Origin of the sequence: Lawsonella clevelandensis (genome assembly GCF_001293125.1) — a bacterium.
Lineage (GTDB): Bacteria > Actinomycetota > Actinomycetes > Mycobacteriales > Mycobacteriaceae > Lawsonella > Lawsonella clevelandensis.
The window spans coordinates 1,834,428-1,860,551 of record NZ_CP009312.1 but is presented as its reverse complement, the minus strand read 5'-3'; the positions used below and the strand labels follow the sequence as shown (position 1 = coordinate 1,860,551).

The window sequence follows — 26,124 nt, the reverse complement described above, 5'->3', positions numbered from 1 at the left end:
GTCCCTAAATCGCCGTCAGATTAAGGCCTCTCTACCGCAGAATCCGCTTGTCCTCCTGCCACTGTGCCTTCTCTTCTGGAGTCAACACCGGAACCTTCTTGAACAGCAGATATCCACGATAGACATAAAGAATTCCTGTCCAAATGTAGAGGGCAAATGCCCAAATGAAAATGGCCCAAGCAAGAGGCATCACCCAGTCGTTCCACGATACTGGCAAATATGCCAACAACAACATGGGGAACGCCACCATCAGACTAGCGGTGGCAAGTTTGCCAAGGTAAATGACCGACATGCGAAGCCCACGGCGTTCATACACAAAGATCATTCCAGCTAGAAATGCATCACGGCAGACGATGATGATGACCATCCACCACGGAATAAAGCCGACGATCGCCATGGAGATAGGAACAGCAACCGTCATCAGCCGGTCTGCCGCGGGGTCCAGATACGTACCGATCTTGGATTCTACATGCCAGAAACGGGCGATCTTCCCATCTGCCCAATCACTCACACCGACGATGATAAGGACCACAAAAGCCATGATGTAATCGTGCTTCCCCACCAGCAACCAAACAAAGACTGGTACCAAAAAAAGACGAATCAGGCTAATAAGGTTGGGGACCGTAAAGACACGAAGAGATGCGGGGTCAACGGACTCTTCTTCAGGAAGAGGTGGAGGCGGGGGAACGTCGCGTTTAATGTCCGGTGGTACTGCCAGTGCCTTATGACCGTCAACAACTGGTTCGAGATCGACAGCATCGCGCAGAATCTCATGAACGCGCTCACTATCTAGTTCAAGTTTTCGATCTCGTTTACGAGCAGCTGCCACGGCGGCCACCTTCTTTATATCTATCGTGAGAAGTTCTTGTCGAATGGGCGGTACACAACGCCATGGGATACGCCATGTACCGCCCATCGTGAAGACAGAGGGTTACTTCTATTATCTAGATAACACCCATATCAATCATGGAATCGGCAACCTTAATAAAGCCGGCGATATTCGCGCCGATCATGTAGTTGTCCGGGAAACCATACTTTTCAGCGGTTTCGATCGAGGTGTCGTGAATATCCACCATGATCTTGTGGAGGCGCTGATCCGCCTGGTCGAAGGACCAGTGACTACGAGCGGCGTTTTGTTCCATTTCCAGGCCGGAGGTAGCGACACCGCCAGCGTTGGAAGCCTTACCGGGGGCAAACCGAACCCCCGCCGCATTGAAGACGTCGATGGCCTCCGGAGAGCAGGGCATGTTGGCACCTTCGGCAACAAACTTGGTGCCGTTCTTCACGAGCTTGGCAGCTGCGTCGCCATCGAGTTCGTTTTGCGTAGCGCACGGCAGGGCGACGTCACATTCAACGTCCCAGATGGAGCCGTCGGAGACGAAGGTCGCACTGGGGCGCTTGTCCGCGTAATCCTTGATACGGCCGCGTTCGACTTCCTTGACCTGCTTCAGCAGATCAAGATCGAGGCCATCAGGATCGTACACGTAACCTGAGGAGTCGGACGCAGTGATAACGTCTGCACCGAGTTCCTGGAGCTTCTCAATGGCGTAGATGGCGACGTTTCCCGCACCGGACACAATGACCTTCTTGCCATCCATGTTGGTGCCAGCGTCCTTCAGCATTTCGGCTGCGAAGTACACCAAGCCATAGCCGGTTGCTTCGGTACGAACCAGCGAGCCGCCCCAGTTAATACCTTTGCCGGTGAGAACACCCGCATCAAAGCTGTTGCGAATACGCTTGTACTGACCGTACATGTAGCCAATTTCGCGACCGCCAACACCGATATCGCCAGCTGGAACGTCGACGTTTTCACCGATGTGACGCTGCAGCTCGGTCATGAAGGACTGGCAGAACCGCATAATTTCGTCGTCGGACTTGCCCTTCGGGTCAAAGTTGGAGCCGCCTTTGCCGCCACCCATAGAAAGGCCAGTGAGGGAGTTCTTGAAGATCTGTTCAAAGCCCAGGAACTTGATGATGCCGAGGTTGACGGAGGGGTGGAAGCGGAGACCACCTTTGTAGGGGCCGAGTGCGCTGGAGAATTCGACACGATAGCCACGGTTGACGTGGTATTCGCCCTTGTCGTCCATCCACGGAACACGGAAGATGATCTGGCGTTCCGGTTCAATAATGCGTTCCAGGAGTGCCCGGTCCGTGTATTCAGGATGTTCTTTGATGACCGGTTCAAGCGATTCGAGAACTTCCTTCGCAGCCTGGTGGAATTCACTTTCGCCCGGGTTGTTAGCAACCAGGGTCGAGTAGACTTCCTGCAGCCGAGTACTTGGCATGGGGGTGCCTTTCGTGTTGTGTGTTGTGTGATGAGTCCCGCGGGCTCATCGGCTTGTGTTAGCGGAATACTCCGCCCAAGCTAGAGAATCCAGTATCTCCGTCTTGTGCGAGCGGATTGCTGTGCACCATGTACGTCCAGGTTGTGGACGGACGTGCCATGCCAGCAAGCTCGAGGTCGGGGAGGCCGGTTGACAGATCTAGCTTATTGAATGCTTCCTCGGCGCGAATTTCAGCACGCTCAATGAAGTTTTCAAAGGCCTCGATGGCGATACGGTGGTATTCATCCAGCGGGTTCTGGCGTCCTAGTGCGCGCAGGTGGATACTCTCCCGCACGTCATCTAAGTAGGCCAGGTGGTCAGCCCACCCACGGTCAAGGTGGAAGAGCATGATATTACGCGCAAGTTGATCTGCGTCTTCTACAGAGAACTTGGCCGTTACCTCGCTCCACTTGTCAGAGCAATGCGAGGCAATGTATTCGGACGCCACATTTGTGGCGAGGATACGGTCACGCTGTTCGGAGACAATGGCTCGCTGGTCTGCCACCAAACGGGAGTACCGCCAGGTATAGGCGTGGATATCCAGCATCTGCCCCTCAGTGACACGTTGTGCGTGGTTAACGAGCCGTAGTGCCTTTGGAGTAGTGAAAAGACCAGCGCGGTCTGTCGCTCCCGGCCATTTTGCATCGGGGGCGCCAGTGGCGACCAGTTCATCCTCCATGGAGGCAAAGAAGACGCTCATACCAGGGTCCCCTTGTCGACCAGAGCGACCACGCAGCTGGTTGTCGAGTCGCTCAGTACGGTAACGGGAAGTACCGATGACGCAAAGACCTCCCACGTCCACCACCTTGGGTCGGTCCGCTTCGTCCGAGCCGCCCAGGCGGATGTCGGTTCCACGCCCAGCCATCTGCGTCGACACGGTGATAGCTCCGTATGCTCCGGCTTCGGCAATTACCGAAGCTTCCGCAGCGTCATTCTTAGCGTTCAACACATTGCAAGTGAGCCCTTCTGCAGCCAGTTCAGCTGCGAGGGCTTCAGATTCTGCCACGTTTTGGGTTCCCACCAGAATGGGTTGCCCTTTCTCGTGCACGCTCTTGATGAAAACAATAATGGCGGCCTGTTTGTTCGCAGCGGTGTCGTAGACACGATCTTTTTCGTCGACACGGATACACGGCGTGTTCGGTTCGATAGGCGATACTGCAAGGTCATAGAAGCGGCGGAACTGTTCGCCCGCGGCGATAGCCGTACCGGTCATACCGCATACTGTCGAGTAGCGCCCGATGAGCGCCTGTACGGTGATAGTGTCAAGGACTTCACCAGCTTCGGAAATCGGCAAACCTTCCTTCGCTTCCACGGCTGCTTGTAGACCGTCGGGCCAACGCTGTAATTCAGCGACGCGGCCTCGCGAAGCATCGATAAGTTTCACCTCGTCACCGCGGACAATGTAGTGCACATCGCGTTGCAGCAGTACGTGAGCATGCAGAGCGACGTTCACCTGGACCAGAGTGGTGCTGACGTGCTCATCATCGTAAAGGTTGATACCGCCGAGCTGTTTCTCGATAAAACGCGATCCCTCATCGGTGAGGTAGATGTTGCGCTTTTCTGCATCCGTCTCGTAGTGGCGATGCAGCTGGAGTTGTTTCACGATGTCAACGACATCTTCGGAGGGAATCTCCCCAGCTGTGGAGCCTGCCAGAACTAGCGGCACAAGGGCTTCGTCGACCAGCACGGAGTCGGCTTCGTCAACGATTGCAACATCTGCACGAGGCGCCAAGAGTTGCCCCTCGTGGGTAACGAGTTGGTCGCGCAGTACGTCGAATCCAATTTCGTTGACGGGTGCGTAGGTGATGTCACAGGCGTAGGCGGCTTCCCGCTCAGCGCGAGTCGAGGATTCGTTGATCCAACCAGAATGCAAGCCCAGAATATGAAAAAGCGGCTCCATCCAATTGGAGTCGCGGCGGGCTAGATAATCGTTGACAGAGATAACGTGGACGGCGTGACCACCCAGGGCGTAGCCCACGGCGGCGATGGCACCCGAAAGAGTTTTACCCTCGCCAGTGGCCATCTCGATGACGTCGCCTTCGAGCAATCGCAGCGCGCCTTCCAACTGGACGTCAAACGGTCGAAGCCCCAAGCTTCGATCAGCCGCTTCCCTTACCAACGCGAAGAATTTCGAGTATTCCGGCGCTTCGTCTGAGAGCAAGTCAAGCTCGTGTGCTGCGTCAGCGAAGTCCTCGTCGGCAAGCGAGGCTGCCCATTCATCGAAGTCCCGAGAAAGAGAGACTGCGGATTCAGCCTCGGCTTGGTTCTTTGAGGTCGAAGCTCCTAAGAGTTTCCAGAACTTTCCGAAGCCTTTCACGGGCACTCCTCTTCTGTCGATCTACTGGCCCCGTGTGTCGCTCCCGCTGGGTGCTGAGCGTCTCCCGCGTTGCCAGGGTACGGATCTAGTTTAGCGATATGGAAGAGAAAACGACATTTCTAAGAATGATTTGAGGGATTCTTTTGGCGGCATTGATGTGCTCGACAGATAAGAACCAGATGAAATGATGCTGAGGCTGCTCCGCTATCTGCGTGATGACGCCTCAGGACCTTTTTCAGTAGTCGAACACCACCAGAATTTTCCCAAATATTCAGAACACCGGCCCACTTCCGCGGACCGGTGTTCTCATTGTCGGGCTAGCGGGATTTGAACCCACGACCCCTTGACCCCCAGTCAAGTGCGCTACCAAACTGCGCCATAGCCCGTCCGCTGTCTGCAACAGCTCCTATACCTTATAACGACAAGCAGTAATTTTCCCAATCGCCTGCAAGACAGTTATTTCCATATGAACATTTGGAGTTGTCACAAAGGATATGCAGTGGCTGCGCTCCCCTATTTCCGGCGTTTTTCACGAACCCGTACACTGATACGGATAGGCGAACCAGTGAAACCAAAACTCTCCCGCAGTTTCCGCTCCAGGAAACGACGGTAGCCAGCTTCCAGGAAACGCGTGGTGAACAGAGCGAAAGTGGGGGGGCGTGTGGCAGCCTGTGTGGCGAAGAGGACTCGGGGTAGGCGTCCGCCACGCATCGGCGGCGGAGTCGCAGCAACGACCTCGTTCAGCCACTGGTTCAGCTGGCTTGTCGAAATGCGCTTGTCCCAACTCTCCAGTGCCTCATCAATAGCTGGCACCAGTTTCTGCAATGCGCGTCCCGTGGTGGCAGAGATATTCACGCGTTTGGCCCAGCTCAACTGTTTGAGGTCACGCTCAATCTCCCGTTCCAACTCGTAGCGGCGATCCTCATCCACAAGGTCCCACTTGTTGTAGGCCAGAATGACGGCACGCCCGGCATCGAGCACCATATTAACCACTCTCTGGTCTTGCTCAGTGATGGGCTGGGACGCGTCAATGAGCATAATGACGACTTCTGCGGCTTCAATGGCAGCCGTTGTTCGCAATGAAGCGTAATACTCATGCCCTTGTGCCTGTCCTACTCGCTTCCTCAGACCAGCCGTATCAACGAAGTGCCACAAGCGACCATCTAATTCCACGATCGAGTCCACCGGGTCTACGGTCGTGCCAGAGGCATCATCGACAACCGAACGACTATCGCCAGAGAGCTTATTAAGAAGCGAGCTTTTACCAACATTCGGTTTGCCGACAAGGGCAACGCGTCGCACTCCGGACAGGGAGGTTTCTCCCCGGCGTGGATGCTCCGGGAGAAGTTCGACAATCTCATCGAGAAGGTCGGCAGCGCCGCGACCATGCAAGCTGGAGATGGGGTGTGGTTCACCAAGACCAAGTGCCCAGAATTCAGCAGCGTCACCGTCAGCATTGGGCGAGTCGGATTTGTTGGCAGCAACCAAAACGGGGATGTCAGATCGTAAGAGACTCCGCGCCACGATTTCATCGGTGATGGTGACACCAACTGTCGCATCGACGACGAGCACGATAACATCTGCCGTCTTCATTGCACGTTCTGCTTGGTTCGCGATCTCTTTGTGCATACCTTTGGCGTCGGGTTCCCAACCACCGGTGTCGGTCACCATAAAGCGACGTCCATTCCAGAGCGCTTCGTAGGAGTTGCGGTCGCGTGTGACTCCCGGGAAGTCTTCGACGATAGCTTCCCGCCGGCCAATGAAACGATTAACGAGTGTCGACTTTCCCACATTCGGCCGACCGACGACCGCGACGACAGGGAGCAGTTCCTCGTCATAACCGCGGTGTTCTTCCTCCTCAGCCAGGTACTTTGCAGCGAGGCGTTCCCAGGCTTCTTCATTGGACTCATCATACTCATCGAGGTCAGCATCGTAATGCTGCGCTGATAGAGCGTCATTACTGTTGTCCCATGCCGCATCGCCAGTCTCATTCAGATCCTCGGTGGGCTCCACCGTCGTTGCCTCCTGTGTGTCACGTGCAGTGTGCGGTTGTGTGAACTGTATCTCGCGGGCAAGCTGGGTGATGATCGCCACCGTCTGCGGAAATTCATTCCCTGTGGAGTCAACGACAATCGCGTCCTCGGCTTTGCGCAAAGGTGAGACTGCACGGGTCGAGTCTGCTTTGTCACGGGCAATTACGGAAGCGAGAACATCGTCGAAGTGTGCCTCGCGTCCTTCGGCACGGTCCTGCACTACGCGACGACGCGCGCGTTCCTCCGGAGAAGCGGTGAGGAAGATCTTCAGTGGCGCATCGGGCAACACGACTGTTCCGATGTCCCGACCGTCGACGATCGCACCATTGCCGGTGCGAGCGAGCTCACGCTGCAGCTCGACGAGTCTTTCACGGACTTCTGGGATAGCGGAGACGGCGGACACCTGTGCCGTTACCTCACCTTCCCGAATCTCCGCCGTAACGTCCTCCTCATTGAGGTAGAAACGTGTTGCTTCAGGGTCTGCTGACACCGAAATATCGATGGAGTCGAGAAGATCGATAATCGCCGGGGATTGGTCTGGGGTGAGACCAGCCCGGAGAGCTGCAAGAGTGATGATGCGATACATAGCACCCGTATCGAGGTAGGCCATTCCCAACTCGCGGGCAACTGCACGGCACACTGTGGATTTGCCAGCACCACTGGGGCCATCAACAGCAATGTAGAGAGTCATAGGTGAACCGCCTCATAGAGTGATGCGACTTCTTTACTGGAGAGTTTGCGAAGGGAACCTGAGCGTTGATTCCCCAGGGTTACTCCGCCCAACCGGGTCCGTACAAGCTCGATAACGGGGAATCCGATTTCGGCGAGCATGCGACGTACGATCCGGTTACGTCCTTCATGAACGACAACGCGGAGCAACGTCTTCCCATCGAGGGTGTCCATGATCTGTAGCTCATCGGCAGCAATAGGGCCGTCGTCGAGGACGATCCCCTGTCGCAGTTTGCGGGCATCGCGTTGTCCCATGACTCCTCGTACTGTAGCGAGATAGGTTTTGGGTACCTCATAGGAGGGATGCATCAGCCTGTGCGCCAGTTCTCCGTCGTTCATCAGAAGGAGCAGGCCTTCCGTGTCTTGATCCAGCCTTCCCACGTGGAAGAGCCGCTGGCCAGCGTGGACGCGTTCAGCGACGATGTCTCCGACGCACGGGCGTCCCTGGTCATCGGCCATGGTGGAGAGGTAGCCGCGTGGCTTGTTCAACACTAGATAAACGTGTTCTTCGCGGGCGATGACACGTTCTCCGTCAACGTGGACAATCGCATTTGCGGGGTTGACTTTGACCCCTTGCTGTCGCACAACCTCACCATTCACCTGTACGCGACCGGCGGCAATGAGCTCTTCTGAGACGCGGCGGGAGGCTACCCCAGCCTGCGCCAGGTACTTCTGTAGGCGAATCTCCTGGGGGCAACGCGGTGACGGGTCCTGTACGTTGACTGGGTTGTCTGGCGTCACCATCTGGTGGCGGCTTGGTCGGGCAGAAGATGTACGGGGCAACGGGTTCTTGTTACCTCGTTGCGGAGTAACGATTCCGGTCGAACGAGTTTTTCTGGATGCGGAGGTGCGCTTCTGCTGTGCAGAACGAGAAAAGTGGGCGGGTTGAGAAGAATTTTTAACGGCACGGCCAGAGGTTTCCTGGCGATTCTTCCTTGCCGGTGTGCCATCACGGCGAGCGGGTCGGTTCACAATGTTCTCTTTTCTCAATGATCCAATCAAGCCTCGGTCCTTGTCGACGCGACGCTAGTGTCTTTCCCATTTTGTCATAGAACCGGCCGCGGACTCGAATTATGCGAGGTGTACTAGGGGTGTGACGTCACTGGGCAGTAGTATCCGCGTCTTCCTGCCCCGGTTCAGCGCTCTTTGTCGGATCGCCTGCGGCAGCAGGTTCACTATCGGATGAGGTGGTTTTAACCCGGCGAGCTTCAACAGTCTGCCGTACTTCGTCGTCAATCTCATCAATGCGTTCTACCGCCGGCAGCAGTGGAGCCAGGTCCGGGAGAGCGGTAAGAGTGGTTAGCCCAAGCTCTTCGAGGAAGAGCGAGGTGGTACAGAAGAGCATGCCGCCGGTTTCGGGATCCCGCCCATTGTCGACGATGAGTCCACGCGCTTGTAGCGTACGCATAACTCCATCAACATTAACCCCACGTACTGCTGACACCTGTGAGCGGGTGACAGGCTGCCGATAGGCGACCACTGCGAGGGTTTCCAGTGCTTGTCGTGAGAGCGTGCCACGCGCTCCTTCGAGAAGAACTTTTTCAACGTAGGGTGCGTAGTCAGCGCGGGTGTAGAGCCGCCATCCTTCCGGCATTTCCCGCAGATCGATACCGCTCTGGGCAGCAGTAAGTTCGTCCGCCCATTGATGGAGGATTTGTGTGACGGTGTCTGCGTCACTGTCCACCACGTCGGCCAGATCGTCGGCGCTGATGGGGCTATCAACAACAAGCACAACCGCCTCGATAGCACCTCGCAAACTAGTGTGTAACGCATCGCTAGCGTGGTCATAGTTATCCATGGTCGTCACTGCTTCTCTCCTACTCCCCCATCACCTTCTTGAGGGAATCTTCATCAAAGGGTTTCCCCGTCCACTCGACGTAAAGATCTCCGAGTGGCTCCTCCTGCTCAAAATCGACCGCCTTGAGCCGGTAGAGCTCGAGCAGACTGAGAAAACGCCCCACGACTGTCATGCTTTGCGAACAGTCCGCCACCAGCTGGCGGAACTCCATGCGGTCTCCCAGTTGGAGTTGGGAGAGGGCACGCAGAACGAGACGCGCTTCATGTTCCACAGAGACAACAGGAATGTGCACGTGTGTGGTACTAACGCTGGGCACAGGTTTGGGGCGGAAAGCAACGGCTGCCAGTTGGGAGAACGCTGTAGCGTTCATACCCAATGAAACGGGTGGGAGGAGATGAAGAAAGCGTTCTTCGGGAGCGACTGAGCGGGCATAGCGATGCGGGGCATCCTGCTGCCAGCGGGCGAAGAGTTGGGCGACTTCTTTGAAGGCTTTGTATTGGAAGAGGCGGGCGAAAAGCAGATCGCGGGCTTCCAACAGTTCCAGATCGGCAGGGTCGACCATGTCGCCTTGCGGGAGCAATCGTGCAGTTTTGAGGTCGAGAAGGGTCGCTGCTACGACCAGGAATTCGGTGACAGCATCAAGGCCTTTTTCTTCGCTGAGGCTGCGGGTATACGCGATGAACTCATCTGTTACTTTGTGCAGCGCCACCTCGGTGATGTCGAGTTTGCGATCTTGAATCAGCTGGAGGAGCAGATCAAACGGACCTTCGAAGTTCCTGAGGTGAAGCCGGAAACCATCGTCGCTCACCGCTTAGCGCTCAATTCGTTCAATAACTTCCGCTGCAAGCTGTCGGTATTGCTGTGCACCGGGTGAGGAGGAAGCCCATGTAATGATAGGTTCACCAGCCACCGAGGTTTCAGGGAACCGGACTGTACGCGTGATGACAGTTTCGAACACGGTATCGCCAAAGGCTTCCATGAGACGCGCCATTACGTCCCGCGCATGCAGAGTACGACCATCATAGAGGGTGACGAGGATGCCGGTAAGGGACAGTCGTGGATTGAGGCGAGAGCGGACTTTATCCATAGTGTCGGTAAGAAGGGCAAGACCACGCATGGAGAAAAACTCGCACTCCATCGGGATGATGACTCCGTCGGAGCACGCTAGGGCATTAACGGTAAGGAGACCGAGGGACGGCTGGCAGTCCACCAAAATGTAGTCATAGCGATCCATCACCGGATAAATAGCCCGGTAAAGGGACTGTTCCCGCCCCACTTCTGAGACAAGCTGAATCTCAGCGGCAGAAAGATCAATATTAGCGGGGATGACATCAAGGTTTTCGGTGCGGGTACGTACAATAACCTCATCGACGCTCACGGAGTTGTCCACCAGTAAGTTGTAGACCGTTGTGTCCAGGTCATAACTTTGGATTCCCAAGCCTGCCGAGAGCGCGCCTTGTGGATCGAGATCGACAAGCAATACACGGCGTCCGGCCTCGGCGAGCGATGCTCCCAGGTTAATGGAGGACGTGGTTTTGCCGACTCCCCCTTTTTGGTTGCACATGGAGAGCACAACGGCAGGGCCATGCTTTGTCTTTGGCTGCGGGGTGGGGATTGTGCGAAGTGGTCGCCCAGTGGGGCCGATTTTTTCGGACCCGCTCGTCGCGCCGTCGTCGGCACTGCCCTTCTCAGGCTCCTGCGACCGAACTGCCATGGTGGAGTTCTCCTTTCCCTTTTCCCTACCAGCCTACCGTGCTCGGGGATGAGCCTCTGCCCAAACCTCTCGTAAAGATTCCGCTGTCACCATCGTATAGAGCTGTGTGGTAGTTACCGAAGAGTGCCCTAACAATTCCTGGACCACACGCACATCTGCACCGCCTTCGAGCATGTGAGTGGCGAAGGAGTGGCGTAAGGTGTGCGGCGAAACATCGTCAGTGATCTGCGCTCGTTTCGCTGCTTCCTGGATAATCTGCCAGGCACTTTGTCGGCTCAGCCGGCCGCCCCGCAGATTCAAGAACACGGCGTGGGTTTTCCCGCGAGACAGAGTAGGACGAGAGCGCACCACATATTCCTGGTAGGAACGCAGGGCAGGTCCGCCTACCGGCACAATGCGTTCTTTATCGCCCTTTCCGTGGAGCAGCACGGCGGCGTTCTCGACATCCAGATCACCAATATCGAGTCCCGTGATCTCGGAGATGCGAGCTCCAGTGGTATAGAGCAGCTCCAGCAGTGCGCGGTCGCGTAGCGCTCGCACCGGATCCGGGGAGAATCCATCTCCTGCACCTTCTAGGAGTCGGAGAATTGTGTCAACGGGCAGTGCTTTTGGGAGACGCTGCGGGGGTTTGGGGGGTGCCACCATGGCTGCCGGGTTGGTAACGGTAAATTCTTCTCGCAACGCAAACTTATGGAGACCTCGAATAGACACCATAATGCGCGCAGCCGAGCTGGTCGCTAGGGGTGCACACCCTAGCCGGTTATCTCCAGTGATGAGAGAATCACGGAACTCTTCAACATGGCTTTGCGTGACGTCTGCAAGGTTGGTGATCGGATAGAGCGCGAGAAACGCAGCATAGCGGTCAATATCACGCCGATAGGCTTGTAGCGTGTTGTGGGAGGCAGCTCGTTCGACGGTAAGAAAATCGAAGTATGCCTCTACCTGGCTGGCGAGGTCTACCATGAGTGCTTCCTTCCATCAGTGTCCGTGCTAGCTATCGCGGCGTTGTGCGAAACGCCATGCCCGCGAATCCCACTCCGCATCGGCAGGCCGCAGGATCTCCTCTCCACCCGCCGCGAGGCACTGGGACACTCCGAGAATGCCCGCCACTGCAATGCTGTTGATGATGTCGCCAGAGAAGACGCGCTGCACAGCCTGCTGCAACGGTACCCACTGAAGCTCCATATCAGCTTCTTCTTGTTCTGGTGTTGGCCGCTCCACCTGGTAGAGGCCACGCGCGAGGAAGATACGAACGGACTCATCCGCGAACCCAGGTGACGTGATGGTGTCGGCAATGACCCACCAGTGGTGAGCGGCGTACGCGGTCTCTTCCTGGAGTTCGCGCTGTGCCGCCGTAAGTGGGCTTTCTCCGGGAATGTCGAGGATGCCGGCGGGAAGTTCCCAGAGACGGCGCGCTACCGGATGCCGGTATTGGCGTTCCAGGAGGATCTCCCTTTTGTCGTTGAGGGCTACTATTGCGACCGCCCCGAAATGCTCCACCACTTCTCGCGCCGCTCTACCACCACCCGGCATGCGTACGTGATCTTTCCGAAGCGCCAGTATTGCACCCTGGTAGAGGGTTTCTGAGTCAATGACTGTGAAGTCATGCGATCCAGGTGCAGTAGCCATGGTGGCCTCCTTGCGGGGCTGTCCTGCCGTCAGCGTAAACGAGTCACTCCGCTACATCTGGGGCGATGTCAGTGGTGTCGCCTTCCGGAGAAGCAAGGGTATCGTTTGTGGTAACGCCGTCTTTGTCCTGATGATAGCGCAACGCTTCAACGACGAGCTGGTGGAACAGCGGATGCGGTTGTGTAGGCCGCGACTTGTATTCGGGGTGGGCTTGGGTGGCGACCAGGAAGGGGTGAATCGAACGGTCATATTCGACGAACTCTACCAGTGTGCCATCTGGGCTGGTTCCAGAAATATGCAGGCCCACGCTCTCGACGTCATCGCGGTATGAGTTGTTAACTTCAAAACGGTGACGGTGCCGCTCCGTAATAGAGGTTGTGCCGTATGCTTCTGCGACAATTGAGCCATCTTTGAGTACCGCCGGGTAGGAGCCGAGGCGCATCGTGCCCCCCATATCGGCATGTCCAGCTACGATGTCTTCCTGGTCGGCCATGGTATGGATAACGGGGTGAGCGGTGTTGGGATCAAACTCTGTGGAGGATGCGTCGGTAATTCCGGCAGCCCGGGCTGCTTCGAGGACGACGCATTGCAGACCAAGACACAGACCGAGGAGCGGAATCTTCTGCTCGCGTGCGTAGCGGATGGTGCCAATTTTTCCTTCGATGCCGCGAACACCAAAACCCCCGGGGACGACAATGCCGTCGACATCGGAGAAGAGTACAGCTGCTGCTGCGGGATCTTCGCATTCATCGGCGGGAACCCATTTGATATGAGCTTTTGCGTGCTCGGCAAAGGCACCGGCACGGACGGCTTCGATAACGGAGAGGTAGGCATCGGGGAGATCGATGTATTTGCCAACGACGGCGATAGTGACGTCACGCTGGGGGTTATGGACGCGGTCGAGCAAATCGCCCCAAATTGTCCAGTCAACATCGCGGAAGGGCAGACCTAGTTTACGGATGACGTAGGTATCGAGGCCTTCGTCATAAATGACTTTGGGGATGTCATAGATCGACGGGGCATCTGGGCAGGAGACAACTCCTTCTTCGTCGACGTCGCACATACGAGCGATCTTCTCTTTGAGCGGAGTGGGAACCGGGCGGTCGGCACGAAGCACAAGTGCGTCGGGCACGATACCAATGCTGCGCAGGGTGGCGACAGAGTGTTGGGTGGGTTTGGTCTTGAGTTCGCCGGAGGGGGCGATGTAGGGGACGAGAGCGCAGTGCATGTAGAAGATGTTCTCGCGGCCGACATCATGACGCAGCTGGCGCACCGCTTCGAGGAATGGCTGCGACTCGATGTCACCAACGGTGCCACCAATTTCGGAGATGACGACATCGGGTGCCACACCATTCTCGTCTGGCTCTTCCATAGCGAGAATGGCTTCTTTGATGGCATCTGTGATGTGCGGAATGACCTGTACGGTTCCACCGAGGTAGCCACCACGCCGTTCTTTGGCGATAACGTTGGTGTAGATACGTCCGGTGGTGATGTTCCCTCGCTGCGACATTGGGACGTTGAGGAAGCGTTCGTAGTGACCTAGATCAAGGTCTGTTTCTGCACCGTCTTCGGTGACGTAGACTTCCCCGTGCTGGAAGGGGTTCATGGTACCCGGGTCAACGTTGAGGTACGGATCTAGCTTCTGCATGGTTACGGAGAGGCCGCGGGAAATGAGAAGTTGCCCCAGGCTAGCGGCGGACAGACCTTTTCCGAGGGACGAAACGACGCCGCCGGTGACAATGATGTGCTTGCATGCGCGTTTGGCGGTTTTGCTATTCAGCACGAGAACTCCCGTATGTTGAGTGTGTCTCTCGCAGAGAACACATTTTTCCTACGGGATTTCAGGCTAGCATGGAAAAGTTATGCCGGTCACATTCCTTGAGTAAGCTCAGTAACTCGTAACACAATGTTTGCCTGGCCGGATTTCTTGTTGGCGTTGGTCACGGTAGCGAGCCCTTTCACAGTCAGCATCCGTGCTGCGGAGAGCGGACCGTTCACCTGTTCGGCACCCGCAGCACCTGCCACAACGGTAGGCACTTTGCACTCCGCCAGGCCCTGTCCAACTTTCGCAATAGTGACCCCACGCGCGCCGTCCTCAGAGTTAGGGGCAGCTCCGTTAGCTGCACCGCCGGAAATAAGGATGGCCGAGTTGGCTTTACCCAAGAAGCTATCCTGGGTGATGAATCCGTTGGCAGCAAGTCGATCCATGAACGCAGATCGTGCTTCATCCCCCACCGGATTGTTGGGTTTGTCGGCCAAGGAGCCCACAATAACTCCAGTCAGCCGACCAGAATTCTGATCTCGATCGGTGGGAAGCTCAATCCCTTGGGGCAGGGCGTTGGTGATGAGAGTGGACAGCTCAGCATCGTTTTCGGTGGCAGTAAACTTAGGGGTTAGGGTAATAAGTCCCGTCACCCGGCCTGCAGCTGCCGTCACCTGCTTTTGTATGACTGCAACAGTGTCACGGTTGGCTGCAGGTGTCGCGATAATGAGGACTTTTCGGCCAGCAAGTGCGCGTGCAGGGACCTCTGGTACAGCTTCTTCTGTGACATGTGCGGCCGTGCCCATTTGCGAACCTTGTGGCGCTACCAACGTTCCCCCGGTAATGATGCCCGCGCCCAGCGCAATACACACCGCAGCGATACTGAGTGCGATTCCGTTTCCCTTTTTCATAATGCGTCTTCCCTTAGAGTTCTGCGGAGGTGGTGCGGTTAGAACCAGCCTTGGACCGTTGTCGCGAAGCTATTCCAGTTATCGATAATGGTGGATGCCCCCGCGGTCTCGGGGAACCCATACAGGTAGACCACCAGGGTCGCAAAGGCGGTGCTAAGTAGCGCTAGTAGGACGGCCCACCAGCTCACGGACTGGTCGGGGCGAAGCGAGCTCAGTGCTTGTGCATCAACCAGGCAATGGGCAACTTTCAGGCGAGTGAGGAAAGCTGCCGCGCCGGTACTCATAGAGTCCGGGTCCAGGAAGTCTTGCAATGTCATGGTCAGCCCAACTGACACAACGAGGGAGGCCTCACCGTAGTCTGCCAAGAGGAGGGCAAGTTCCTCTGCATCTGCTACCGCGGGAAAGGTAATGGCAGAAACTCCCTGGTCCTGGACACGTTCCAGACCTTCGGCGTGTCCATCAGGGGCAGCGGGGAGGACGAGCTGTGCACCGCATTGCAGTGTTTCATTAGTCATAGTGTGGGGGTCCCCCAACAGAAGATCTGGCTTATAGCCGGCATCAACGAGAAGTTCTGCGCCTGCACCTACTCCCACCAAAACCGGTTTATTCTTTTTGATGAACCACCGGATCGATTCCAGCTCGGCAGCACTTGACTCGCTGCAGCTGACGATGACAACCTTTCGTTCGGCCATGTCGCAGTCAATTTCGGGAACTCCCATTCCTTCGAGAAGTAGGGGTGATTCCGTCCTCAAAAATTCTGCAGTATTACCGGCGAACGCGGCCAGCTGATCATTAACCCGAGTCCGACGATCCTCAATCTGCTGGGAAACAGCGGGAAGCGTGAGGGCATTACCATGTGCAACTGCTTCACCTTTTACCCAGATGGTGCCTGCATCCATCGACAGTGTCCGGCCATCGCGGACCCCGTCGAAGACGTCCACTCCAGTTTGGTCTACTACAGCTACTCCAGCCTGTAGCAGAACTAGCGTTCCGTAGGTGGGATAGGTGTGGGACAGTGCCGGGGAAGCATTAATGACGCCTACCACTCCAGCTGCGATAAGGTCTTCTGCTGCAGCTTGAGTGAGATCCGGTTCGTTGATGACAACGATATCTCCAGGCTCGACACGTCGCAGCACACGGGCTACCGAGCTATCGACGCGTGCAATTCCGGCGATGCCAGGATCAGGGTTCTTATCGGAACGGGAAAAAGGCCACTTCATATTTGCCATTATTTCGGAACGAGTGCCTGGATGGAGAGAGGCGCGCCGAGTTTAGGTCGGCCAATCAGCGCTTTTTAGGCTCGATGCGGTTGCCCACAGTTCTTTCGCATGTGCTTTACCTGTTTCCGTGTCCCCCATTCCCGCCAGCATCCGCGCTAACTCAGCAATGCGTGCCTCATCGTCGAGATCTACGACTGTTGTCTCCGCTGATGTACCCGAATTATCTTTAGTAACGGTGAGGTGATGATCTGCAAACGCTGCGACCTGCGGCAGATGCGTCACCACTAAAACCTGGTGGATGCGAGCTAAGCGGGAAAGACAACGGCCAATCTCTAGCGCCGTAGAACCGCCGATACCGCTATCGACCTCATCGAAAATGAGTGTGCGACCATAGTCGTCTTGGGCAAGAACCACTTCAAGTGCCAGCATCACACGAGAAAGCTCACCTCCGGAGGCAGCTTTCGCAATGGGCTGTGGGGTGGCTCCCGCGTTAGCCGCCAGCAGGAAGGTCACATCGTCAGCACCGGAATCCGCAAAACTACGGGCACTATCAGCACGTGCGTCAACGCCGGCAAGAGGTGCGACAGTAATGCTGAAGTTCGCTTTCTCCATGGCCAAGGTATGTAGAACAGCGGTAGCCGAATGTTGTAGACGCCGTGCAGCTTTTTTCCGAGCTGATGTTAATGCGCGGGACACATCACGCAGCTCATCGCGTAGGACTGCAACCTCATCCCGAAGCTCATCGAGTGTCGTTTCAGACGTATCGAGTTCCGCAATACGTGATTCTGCCTCATCTTTCCAGCGCAGCACAGCGTCGACGTCAACACCATACTTCCGAACAATGGCCTTCACCATCGCCTGACGTGCTAGTTTCTCCTCCAGCACAGCTGGGTCGACATTCAATTCCTCTAAGTAAGCATGAAGATCTGAGGAAACATCCTCAATAATAGAAAGTGCTTCATCAAGTCGTTCAGACCAGTCATGCAGTGTCGAATCACTACTATTGTGCAGTGCATCGCGCGTCTGACCTACTGCGTCAATCGCTGCCGGTGGGTTCTCTACGCCACACCCTGGCTGCTGGTCAGCCACCGCCAGAAATGCGGCATCTCCACTGAGAAGATAATTCGCACGGCTCGCTGTTTCTCGCAGCTCGTCTGCGTCCATCAGCCGTCGAATATCTTCTTGTAATTGGTAGTCTTCGCCTGCACAGAGTGCTGCCTTCTCAATCTCATCAACAGCCTGTGTCAGCTGTGCGAACTCACGCGCACGCTGTTGACCTTGCGTTTGCCGTTCGTGTAACTCGCGGCTACGTTCACGCCAGTGATGCCACACGGTACGATACGACGACAGCAGGTCACGAACCTCGTCTCCCCCAAAACGGTCGAGAGCCTCCCGCTGTTGGCGTGAATTTAGCAGCCGAAGCTGGTCATGTTGACCATGAATGGCAAGGAGGGGCTGCGCAAAACTCGCTAATGTACCGGCAGGTACACTACGTCCTCCGAGGTGCGCGCGGGACCGTCCATCAGATCGCACGGTGCGCAGTACAATAACAGATCCATCATCATCCGCTTGTGCCCCGCATTCCGTGACCACACTACGCGTCTGGTCAGCTACCCCGGAGGGAAGAGCAGCGGCCTCGAAACGGCCCTCCACGCGTGCCTCGCTGGTCTCCCCGGGGGCTGTATGCCGCACCTTTGAAGAATCAGCACGCTGCCCAGTGAGAAGCTGGAGGGAGGAGACTAGCATTGTCTTGCCTGCGCCAGTTTCGCCAGTGATAACAGTGAGACCATTATGTAGTTCGACGTCTGTCTCCGCGATGACGCCAAGGTTGGTGATCCGTAGTTCGCTTAACACAACGCTAGGTTAACCGATGGGATCATTTTTGTGGGGGGCTGTATGGCGTAAAACATCGCGCCATCCCTTTACCGGAAGATGAAACTTCCGCACAAGTTTGTCCGCAAATGGGCTGGTGTCGAGGCGAATCATACGAACTGGGCGGGATCCTTTGCGGGCGAGAATCCGTTCCCCATGTTCCACTCGTATTCCGCGGTAACCGTCGAGATAAGCCATCGCTAGACCGCGGCCACAGTTTACATCAATGGTCACCAGAGAGTCGGGAGAAACAACGAGGGGACGGGTGAAGAGACCATGTGCGTTATTCGGCATAACAAGCATTGCATCCATCTGAGGCCACACTACTGGGGCCCCTGCGGAGAAGGCGTAGGCGGTCGAGCCAGTTGGGGTGGATACGAACATTCCATCACAGGCATAGCTCGATACCGGCCGATTATCTATAGCCAAGGTTGCCTCGAGAATGCCTCGGTGGCTCGCCTTTTCCAAACTGAGTTCGTTAATAGCCCAGCTTCCTGTACGCACTCGATCACCGGAAATAACATCCACGTCTATGGTCATCCGGTCTTCGATGGTGAAGTTCCCTTCGACAAGTCTGTCAAGAGCATCCCAAATATGATCGGCTTCCAACTCTGCTAAGAAGCCAACGTGCCCCATATTGATACCGATCAGCGGGATGTCCGCTCCATGCGCCAAATCGGTACCGCGCAAGAAACTTCCGTCGCCTCCTAACACAATAATGAGATCACTTGAGGCGGCAATAGTGCGTGCACCATCGATAATGGATGCTGAGTAAGCACCCGGCGGCTCATTCCAGGGGTCTTTGTCGAGAATGCTGCTGCTAATACCTTTGCTGCGCAAATAGTCAGCGACCTCAGTGGCGATCTGGGGGGCATCATAGGAGTATCCGACGATGAGCACACGGTTGGGAACAAAACCTGTATGGCTGCGCGTAGGGGGCTGTGACTCCGACATTACTGGGGTCCCTTTTCTACTGCACTAGCTGCAAGGGCAGCTAACTCGGATAGTGCTTTCTCATTCGTACCCAGGATACACAATGGCATCTTACCCTGCTGCTGATCAGGCTCTTTACCAGGCCCGATCGAGGTGGTTGGAGAAGGGTGCGCGTCAATCCACAGGAAGTACTCGACATTCCCAGATGGTCCTGGAAGTGGAGACGCGGCAATGTCCCGAATACCCATTCCAAGTTCGAGAGCTCGCTGTGCAACCTGGCATATCGCAGCGTGGCGCTGTGCGGGATCGCGCACTACTCCCCCCGCTCCAACGTTGTGTTTTCCAACTTCAAACTGCGGTTTCACCATCAGCATCATCTGGGTACCCTGCGTACAGCAGGCCAATAAAGCCTCAAGGACCAATGTTAAGGAGATAAAGGAAAGGTCCGACACTACGAGGTCTACCGGCCCCCCAAGGACATCAGCGTTAATAGAGCGGACATTGGTACGATCGAGCACTGTGACCCGTGGATCGCTTTGTAGCCTCCACACCATTTGTCCGTACCCAACATCAACTCCGATAACATGTGCGGCATCATGTGCAAGCAGCACATCGGTGAATCCCCCTGTTGAGGCACCCGCGTCAAGGCAGCGTTTCCCCGCTACAGTTAAGCCTTGCGGCCCGAATGCGTCCAGCGCACCAAGCAGTTTATGTGCGCCACGACTAGCCCATTTGTATTCTTCCAACTCTTCGACGAGGAGGGCCGCATTAGGGTCGACGATACTGGCAGGTTTTTTCACCGGGAGACCGTTGCACGTCACTCGACCCGTCTTGATCAGCTCTGCGGCGTGCTCGCGGGAGCGGGCAAGTTTGCGGCGCACTAATTCTGCGTCGGCGCGGAGACGAGGCGCCATATACTTTCCTTCTTCCTTGAGTACGCGAGACTAGTCCAGTTCGTCTTCGACGGCATCGAGAGCATTCGTCAACACATCGTGCGCAGCTCCGAAAATCTCTACAACACTTGCGATGTCGTCAGCATTCTCAACAGTTGCGGACAAATAGTCCGCCACTTCCTGGCGTACCGTATCCGGGGTCATTCCAGAGAAACCATGTACATGAGCTGCCACTGTTGCTGGGGTCGGTGGAGTCACAGATTCTTCCATGTGCGGATCTCCTTCATATCGTCCGCGGTTGCCCCGACGATGGTGTACACATAGTGGTTATTGTGCCATGCCTGGTGGATGAGAGCGGCAAGCTTGTCTCGCGATGTCGCCGCATGGTCGGGAAAGTGCACGATGGCTTTCCCCTGCGTGTCGATCTCCAATTCAACAAGAGAGGAGGAATATGAGGTAGGCATAGTGTCGAGACGCAGCCGAGTATCCACTGTCAGAATTTCTGCAATGAAGCTGAGATTGGGTAGTACAAATGTGGGGCGCTGCGACAGCGCTGCGTTACAGATATCGGGGACGGTGATGACTCCGGTCAGGACGCAAAGCGTGTCATATCCTGCGTTGACCCCGCCCTCAATATCGGTATCCAGCCGATCGCCAATGACTAGAGCGTGCTGTCCACCGACGAGATGAGCAGCCTGTTGCATACTTCTGGGGGACGGCTTCCCTGCAGTCGTGGCTCGTACACCGGTGGAAATCTCGACGGCGCCCACCATTGCGCCATTACCAACGTTCAAACCACGCTCACTGGGAAGACTCGTATCGCGGTTTGTCGCAAAATAACGTGCGCCTTGTCGAATAGCACGGGCTGCCGAGGAGAGCTCCCGCCATCCAGTGTCGTCACAATGTCCTTGTACGACGGCTCCAGTGACTGGAGTTTCGTCTCGCACTGTCACGAATCCGGATTGACGAATAAGTTCTTCGAGGTAGGGAGCTCCCAGAACAAGAACTTCCGTGCCGGGGGCGAGCTCTTCGCGAAGCAATTGACATGCTAATTGTGCACTCGTGAGGATGTGCCGAGGGTCGGTACGGTATCCGATGCGAGTAAGACGTTGTGCCACTGTTTCGGGGGAACGGGAGGCATTGTTGGTCACAAAGACGACACGATCCCCTAGCGCATTAAGTGCTGTGACGGCATGCGGGATGGGAAGGTCGCCAACGTTCGCAGTGCCGTCCAGGTCAACGAGATAGCAGTCGTAGTTGGACGTTATCACTAAGGATCGGTCCTAGCTCTCAAGTTCCTCGAGGCGCTCCATCGCATCGGTTACTGCTTCCTCATCAATTGAGGCCGCATTCCGGAACCACGGGATAGCTTCATCACGGCGCCCCGCGGCCAAAAGCGCGTCAGCATAGGCGTAGAAGTAACGTGCGGCGGTTTCGCCCGTCTGCGTGGGATCAAGATTACCTTGTTCTAACACAACAATGGCGGCATCATGCTGCCCCAGATCAGCCCGAGCACCGGCTACGACGATAAGAAGCTCAGCGCGCCCATCTGCGTCAAGGTAGGCGGTGTATTCGCTGTTGAGTATGTCAATTGCGCGTTCGGGACGCCCAAGCCCACGCTCGCAATCTGCCATAATGCTGAGAAGGCCCGGGCCTCCTCCAATGCGACGGGCAGTGCGCAGCTCTCCAAGAGCCTCCTGCCAATGTCCGGTGAGGTAGGCGATGATGCCAGCATGCTCCCGTACGACGGCGATACGACCAGCATGGTCGCGGGCAGCATAGGCGTGAGCAAGGGCGGCATCAGGATCGTCGTCGATGAGCCCATAGGAGGCAATCATATGGGACGCAACCCGATCGGCATTCTCCTTGGACAGCATGTGTAACTCACGACGAATATCGCCGGGAAGTGCACTTGGGTCAACCCATTCGGGAATCTGAGGCCCTTTAACTGGCCGGTTACGGGGACTGCCGTGGGCGTGGCGGTCACGGTCCTTTCCTCCCCGAGGTGCGTGCGAGCTGCGCGTATTGTACTGACGGGTATCGCGCAGACCGCGATTTCCGCCACGACGATCCTGGTGACGTTTGTCGTCAAAACGACTATTATTGCGTTTCTCGTTATGCCCAGTGCGATTACTGTCCCAGCTTTCGTCGTGCGAGGTACGGTATCGATCGTTAGAGCGACGAGAGCGTTCGTTAGAGGGACGCCCCGACCAGTCCGAGCGATTGTTGCTGTAACGGTTGGCGGACCGCCCCTTATATGAGCGCCCAGAGGAGTTTGTTCCGGAGCGATTCTCGCGGCGCCGTCCCTGGTGATTGTTGTTCTCTGCCATTGCTCATCCTTGGTGAAGATACCGTGTGTAGCTTTATTTTAAGCCCATATAACAAAAACTACGGGGAGTCTCGCAGAGACTCCCCGTAGTCGAAGTTAAGTTCGGCGGCGACCTACTCTCCCACACCCTCCCGAGTGCAGTACCATCGGCGCGTATGAGCTTAGCTTCCGGGTTCGGAATGGGACCGGGCGTCTCCTCATAGCTATGACCACCGAAACACTATTCAGACGGCAAACCCCCAAAACAGGGAATCAGCGTGCCATCTCAGACACCATACAGTGAACGCGAAACACAAACTTAAAATGTTAAGCCCTCGGCCCATTAGTACCGGTCACCTCCACACATTACTGTGCTTCCAGATCCGGCCTATCAACCCAATCGTCTATTGGGGGCCTTACCCACGCAAAGGTGGTGAGAAACCTCATCTTGGAACAGACTTCCCGCTTAGATGCTTTCAGCGGTTATTCCTTCCGAACGTAGCCAACCAGCCATGCTCCTGGCGGAACAACTGGCACACCAGAGGTTCGTCCACCCCGGTCCTCTCGTACTAGGGGCAGCCTTCCACAAGTTTCTTACGCGCACGGCGGATAGAGACCGAACTGTCTCACGACGTTCTGAACCCAGCTCGCGTGCCGCTTTAATGGGCGAACAGCCCAACCCTTGGGACCGACTCCAGCCCCAGGATGCGACGAGCCGACATCGAGGTGCCAAACCATCCCGTCGATATGGACTCTTGGGGAAGATCAGCCTGTTATCCCCGGGGTACCTTTTATCCGTTGAGCGACACCGCTTCCACAAGCCGGTGCCGGATCACTAGTCCCGACTTTCGTCCCTGCTCGACCTGTCAGTCTCACAGTCAAGCTCCCTTGTGCACTTACACTCAACACCTGATTGCCAACCAGGCTGAGGGAACCTTTGGGCGCCTCCGTTACTCTTTGGGAGGCAACCGCCCCAGTTAAACTACCCACCAGGCACTGTCCCTAAACCAGATCATGGTCCGAGGTTAGAGGTCCAATTTCATCAGAGTGGTATTTCAACAACGACTCCGCCCAAACTGGCGTCTGAGCTTCACAGTCTCCCACCTATCCTACACAAACAAAACCGAACACCAATGCCAAGCTATAGTGAAGGTCCCGGGGTCTTTTCGTCCTGCCGCGCGTAACGAGCATCTTTACTCGTAATGCAATTTCGCCGAGTCTGTGGTTGAGACAGTAGAGAAGTCGTTACGCCATTCGTGCAGGTCGGAACTTACCCGACAAGGAATTTCGCTACCTTAGGATGGTTATAGTTACCACCGCCGTTTACTGGGGCTTAAATTCTCAGCTTCGCAGCCACAAAGGCCACTAACCAGTCCTCTTAACCTTCCAGCACCGGGCAGGCGTCAGTCCGTATACATCGACTTACGTCTTCGCACGGACCTGTGTTTTTGGTAAACAGTCGCTTCTCTCTGGTCTCTGCGACCGACATCAGCTCACACCGAAAAAGTGATCACCAACACCGGTCCCCCTTCTTCCAAAGTTACGGGGGCATTTTGCCGAATTCCTTAACCACAGTTCTCTCGAACTCCTTAGTATTCTCTACCTGACCACCTGTGTCGGTTTGGGGTACGGGCCGTATAAGAACTCACTAGAGGCTTTTCTCGGCAGCATAGGATCACTGACTTCACCACAATGGCTACGCATCACGTCTCAGGTACACAACAGGCGGATTTGCCAACCTGTCACCCTACACGCTTACACCAGGCAATCCACTACCTGGCACAGCTACCTTCCTGCGTCACCCCATCGCTTGGCTACTACCAGATCAGGTCCCGTGCATCCACCACCACCACCCCAAAAAGAGGAAGCAGCAGCTTCTGGACAGTTAGTATCACTGATTCACCATGGGCGCGCTTATACGGGTACGGGAATATCAACCCGTTATCCATCGACTACGCCTGTCGGCCTCGCCTTAGGACCCGACTCACCCTGGGAGGATTAGCCTAGCCCAGGAACCCTTGGTCATCCGGAGGACATGTTTCTCACATGTCATTCGCTACTCATGCCTGCATTCTCACTCGCATACCCTCCACCACTAGATCACTCTGCAGCTTCAACGGATACACGACGCTCCCCTACCCATCCCAAAAACTGGAATGCCGCGGCTTCGGCGGTGTACTTGAGCCCCACTACATTGTCGGCGCAGGACCACTTGACCAGTGAGCTATTACGCACTCTTTCAAGGGTGGCTGCTTCTGAGCCAACCTCCTGGTTGTCTAAGCGATCCCACATCCTTTTCCACTTAGTACACGCTTAGGGGCCTTAGCCGGCGATCTGGGCTGTTTCCCTCTCGACTATGAAGCTTATCCCCCACAGTCTCACTGCCGTGCTCTCACATCCTGGCATTTGGAGTTTGGCTGATGTCGGTAAGCGGATAAGCCCCCTCGACCATCCAGTAGCTCTACCTCCAAGATGAAACACACGACGCTGCACCTAAATGCATTTCGGGGAGAACCAGCTATCACGGAGTTTGATTGGCCTTTCACCCCTACCCACAGCTCATCCCCTCAGTTTTCAACCTAAGTGGGTTCGCGCCTCCACGACGTCTTACCGTCGCTTCACACTGGCCATGGGTAGATCACCCCGCTTCGGGTCTAGAGCATGCCACTCAACGCCCTCTTCGGACTCGCTTTCGCTCCGGCTACCCCACACGGGTTAACCTCGCGACATACCACTAACTCGCAGGCTCATTCTTCAAAAGGCACGCCATCAGCCCGAAAGCCTCTGACGGATTGTAAGCACACGGTTTCAGGTACTATTTCACTCCCCTCCCGGGGTACTTTTCACCTTTCCCTCACGGTACTGGTCCGCTATCGGTCATCAAGAAGTATTTAGGCTTATCGGGTGGTCCCGACAGATTCACACCAGATTTCACGGGCCCGGTGCTACTCGGGAAACAAGAACCATCAATAATTGCCACTTTCACGTACGGGACTCTCACCCACTACGGTGCGCCGTTCCAAACGACTTCCGCTAACGACAACATCAACAGCGTGCGACGGCAGCCACACACACTTGCTCCCACAACACCACACACGCAACGCCTGCCGGCTTGACACGCATATGGTTTAGCCTCATCCGCTTTCGCTCGCCACTACTCACGGAATCACGGTTGTTTTCTCTTCCTACGGGTACTGAGATGTTTCACTTCCCCGCGTTCCCTCCACACGCCCTATATATTCAGGCGCAGGTAACCACACATCACTGTGGCTAGGTTTCCCCATTCGGACATCCTAGGATCACCGCTCGGTTGACAACTCCCCTAGGCTTAACGCAGTCTCCCACGTCCTTCATCGGCTCTTGATGCCAAGGCATCCACCGTGTGCTCTTACACACTTAACAAAAAAGCATGAATTCGAAAATGTTCACAAAGAACAAAGAATAAGATGCTCGCGTCCACTGTATAGTTCTCAAACAACACGCCCCAGCAGCACCAACACCCACAAACAGGCATCGACACCACCAGCGCCAAAGAGGACACATTGCCTCAGACACCCAACAATGTACCAACCATCACCCCCACCCCGGGGAATGATCACACCAAACAAACGGTGCGCTATCGAATGATCCACCCAAAAGACACCCACACACACTCGGCGTGAGGCCTTCAAAAAACAAATC

At 55.9% G+C, this 26,124-nt stretch carries 19 protein-coding genes, 1 tRNA gene and 2 rRNA genes; all 22 read right to left on the bottom strand.

What is annotated here, in order from left to right; all coding sequences use genetic code 11:
* Nucleotides 1–31: 31 nt before the first annotated feature.
* Nucleotides 32–829 (bottom strand): CDP-alcohol phosphatidyltransferase family protein, encoded by a 798-nt coding sequence (locus IY73_RS07940; RefSeq protein ID WP_053979174.1) that lies wholly within the window; start codon nucleotides 827–829, stop codon nucleotides 32–34.
* Between the two features lie 115 nt (nucleotides 830–944).
* A complete protein-coding gene (gene gdhA / locus IY73_RS07935; RefSeq protein WP_053962603.1) occupies nucleotides 945–2,285 on the bottom strand; it encodes an NADP-specific glutamate dehydrogenase in 1,341 nt (446 codons plus the stop codon).
* A 58-nt stretch (nucleotides 2,286–2,343) separates the two neighbouring features.
* Nucleotides 2,344–4,662: an accessory Sec system translocase SecA2 gene (gene secA2, locus IY73_RS07930; RefSeq protein WP_053979173.1), complete on the bottom strand. Its 2,319-nt coding sequence runs from the start codon at nucleotides 4,660–4,662 to the stop codon at nucleotides 2,344–2,346.
* 291 nt (nucleotides 4,663–4,953) lie between these two features.
* Nucleotides 4,954–5,027, bottom strand: a tRNA-Pro gene (locus IY73_RS07925).
* Between the two features lie 127 nt (nucleotides 5,028–5,154).
* The gene (gene der / locus IY73_RS07920; RefSeq protein WP_053979172.1) at nucleotides 5,155–7,365 is read right to left on the bottom strand and encodes a bifunctional cytidylate kinase/GTPase Der; all 2,211 of its coding nucleotides are present in this window, start codon (nucleotides 7,363–7,365) and stop codon (nucleotides 5,155–5,157) included.
* Nucleotides 7,362–8,375: a pseudouridine synthase gene (locus tag IY73_RS07915; protein WP_237023737.1), complete on the bottom strand. Its 1,014-nt coding sequence runs from the start codon at nucleotides 8,373–8,375 to the stop codon at nucleotides 7,362–7,364. The genes der and IY73_RS07915 overlap by 4 nt, the downstream gene beginning before the upstream one ends.
* A 127-nt stretch (nucleotides 8,376–8,502) precedes the next feature.
* Nucleotides 8,503–9,201: an SMC-Scp complex subunit ScpB gene (scpB, locus tag IY73_RS07910; RefSeq protein ID WP_053962599.1), complete on the bottom strand. Its 699-nt coding sequence runs from the start codon at nucleotides 9,199–9,201 to the stop codon at nucleotides 8,503–8,505.
* 19 nt (nucleotides 9,202–9,220) lie between these two features.
* The gene (locus tag IY73_RS07905; RefSeq protein ID WP_053979170.1) at nucleotides 9,221–10,009 is read right to left on the bottom strand and encodes a segregation and condensation protein A; all 789 of its coding nucleotides are present in this window, start codon (nucleotides 10,007–10,009) and stop codon (nucleotides 9,221–9,223) included.
* 3 nt (nucleotides 10,010–10,012) lie between these two features.
* On the bottom strand, nucleotides 10,013–10,915 hold the full coding sequence (locus IY73_RS07900) for a ParA family protein (RefSeq protein WP_053962597.1): 903 nt from the start codon (nucleotides 10,913–10,915) through the stop codon (nucleotides 10,013–10,015).
* Nucleotides 10,916–10,948: 33 nt separating this feature from the next.
* Nucleotides 10,949–11,878 (bottom strand): site-specific tyrosine recombinase XerD, encoded by a 930-nt coding sequence (locus IY73_RS07895; protein WP_053979169.1) that lies wholly within the window; start codon nucleotides 11,876–11,878, stop codon nucleotides 10,949–10,951.
* Nucleotides 11,879–11,905: 27 nt separating this feature from the next.
* Nucleotides 11,906–12,544, bottom strand: a complete 639-nt coding sequence (locus tag IY73_RS07890; protein ID WP_053962595.1) for an NUDIX domain-containing protein — start codon at nucleotides 12,542–12,544, stop codon at nucleotides 11,906–11,908.
* Between the two features lie 43 nt (nucleotides 12,545–12,587).
* Nucleotides 12,588–14,324 carry a CTP synthase gene (locus IY73_RS07885; RefSeq protein ID WP_082345639.1) on the bottom strand — a complete coding sequence of 579 codons (1,737 nt, stop codon included), beginning with the start codon at nucleotides 14,322–14,324 and terminating at the stop codon, nucleotides 12,588–12,590.
* Nucleotides 14,325–14,413: 89 nt separating this feature from the next.
* Complete coding sequence (locus tag IY73_RS07880) at nucleotides 14,414–15,217, bottom strand: copper transporter (protein ID WP_053979168.1); 804 nt, start codon at nucleotides 15,215–15,217, stop codon at nucleotides 14,414–14,416.
* Nucleotides 15,218–15,255: 38 nt separating this feature from the next.
* Nucleotides 15,256–16,437 carry a putative cytokinetic ring protein SteA gene (gene steA, locus IY73_RS07875; RefSeq protein ID WP_053962593.1) on the bottom strand — a complete coding sequence of 394 codons (1,182 nt, stop codon included), beginning with the start codon at nucleotides 16,435–16,437 and terminating at the stop codon, nucleotides 15,256–15,258.
* Between the two features lie 51 nt (nucleotides 16,438–16,488).
* Entirely contained in the window at nucleotides 16,489–18,291 is a 1,803-nt protein-coding gene (gene recN / locus IY73_RS07870) for a DNA repair protein RecN (RefSeq protein WP_053962592.1), read from the bottom strand.
* Between the two features lie 9 nt (nucleotides 18,292–18,300).
* A complete protein-coding gene (locus IY73_RS07865) occupies nucleotides 18,301–19,263 on the bottom strand; it encodes an NAD kinase (protein WP_053962591.1) in 963 nt (320 codons plus the stop codon).
* Nucleotides 19,263–20,156 carry a TlyA family RNA methyltransferase gene (locus IY73_RS07860; RefSeq protein WP_053962590.1) on the bottom strand — a complete coding sequence of 298 codons (894 nt, stop codon included), beginning with the start codon at nucleotides 20,154–20,156 and terminating at the stop codon, nucleotides 19,263–19,265. The genes IY73_RS07865 and IY73_RS07860 overlap by 1 nt, the downstream gene beginning before the upstream one ends.
* Before the next feature lie 30 nt (nucleotides 20,157–20,186).
* Complete coding sequence (locus IY73_RS07855; protein WP_053962589.1) at nucleotides 20,187–20,405, bottom strand: hypothetical protein; 219 nt, start codon at nucleotides 20,403–20,405, stop codon at nucleotides 20,187–20,189.
* A complete protein-coding gene (locus IY73_RS07850) occupies nucleotides 20,390–21,406 on the bottom strand; it encodes an HAD-IIA family hydrolase (protein ID WP_053962588.1) in 1,017 nt (338 codons plus the stop codon). The genes IY73_RS07855 and IY73_RS07850 overlap by 16 nt, the downstream gene beginning before the upstream one ends.
* A gap of 12 nt (nucleotides 21,407–21,418) precedes the next feature.
* Nucleotides 21,419–22,465 (bottom strand): hypothetical protein, encoded by a 1,047-nt coding sequence (locus tag IY73_RS08235; protein ID WP_053962587.1) that lies wholly within the window; start codon nucleotides 22,463–22,465, stop codon nucleotides 21,419–21,421.
* 99 nt (nucleotides 22,466–22,564) lie between these two features.
* Nucleotides 22,565–22,681, bottom strand: a 5S ribosomal RNA gene (gene rrf, locus IY73_RS07840).
* 85 nt (nucleotides 22,682–22,766) lie between these two features.
* Nucleotides 22,767–25,845, bottom strand: a 23S ribosomal RNA gene (locus IY73_RS07835).
* Nucleotides 25,846–26,124 lie beyond the last annotated feature (279 nt).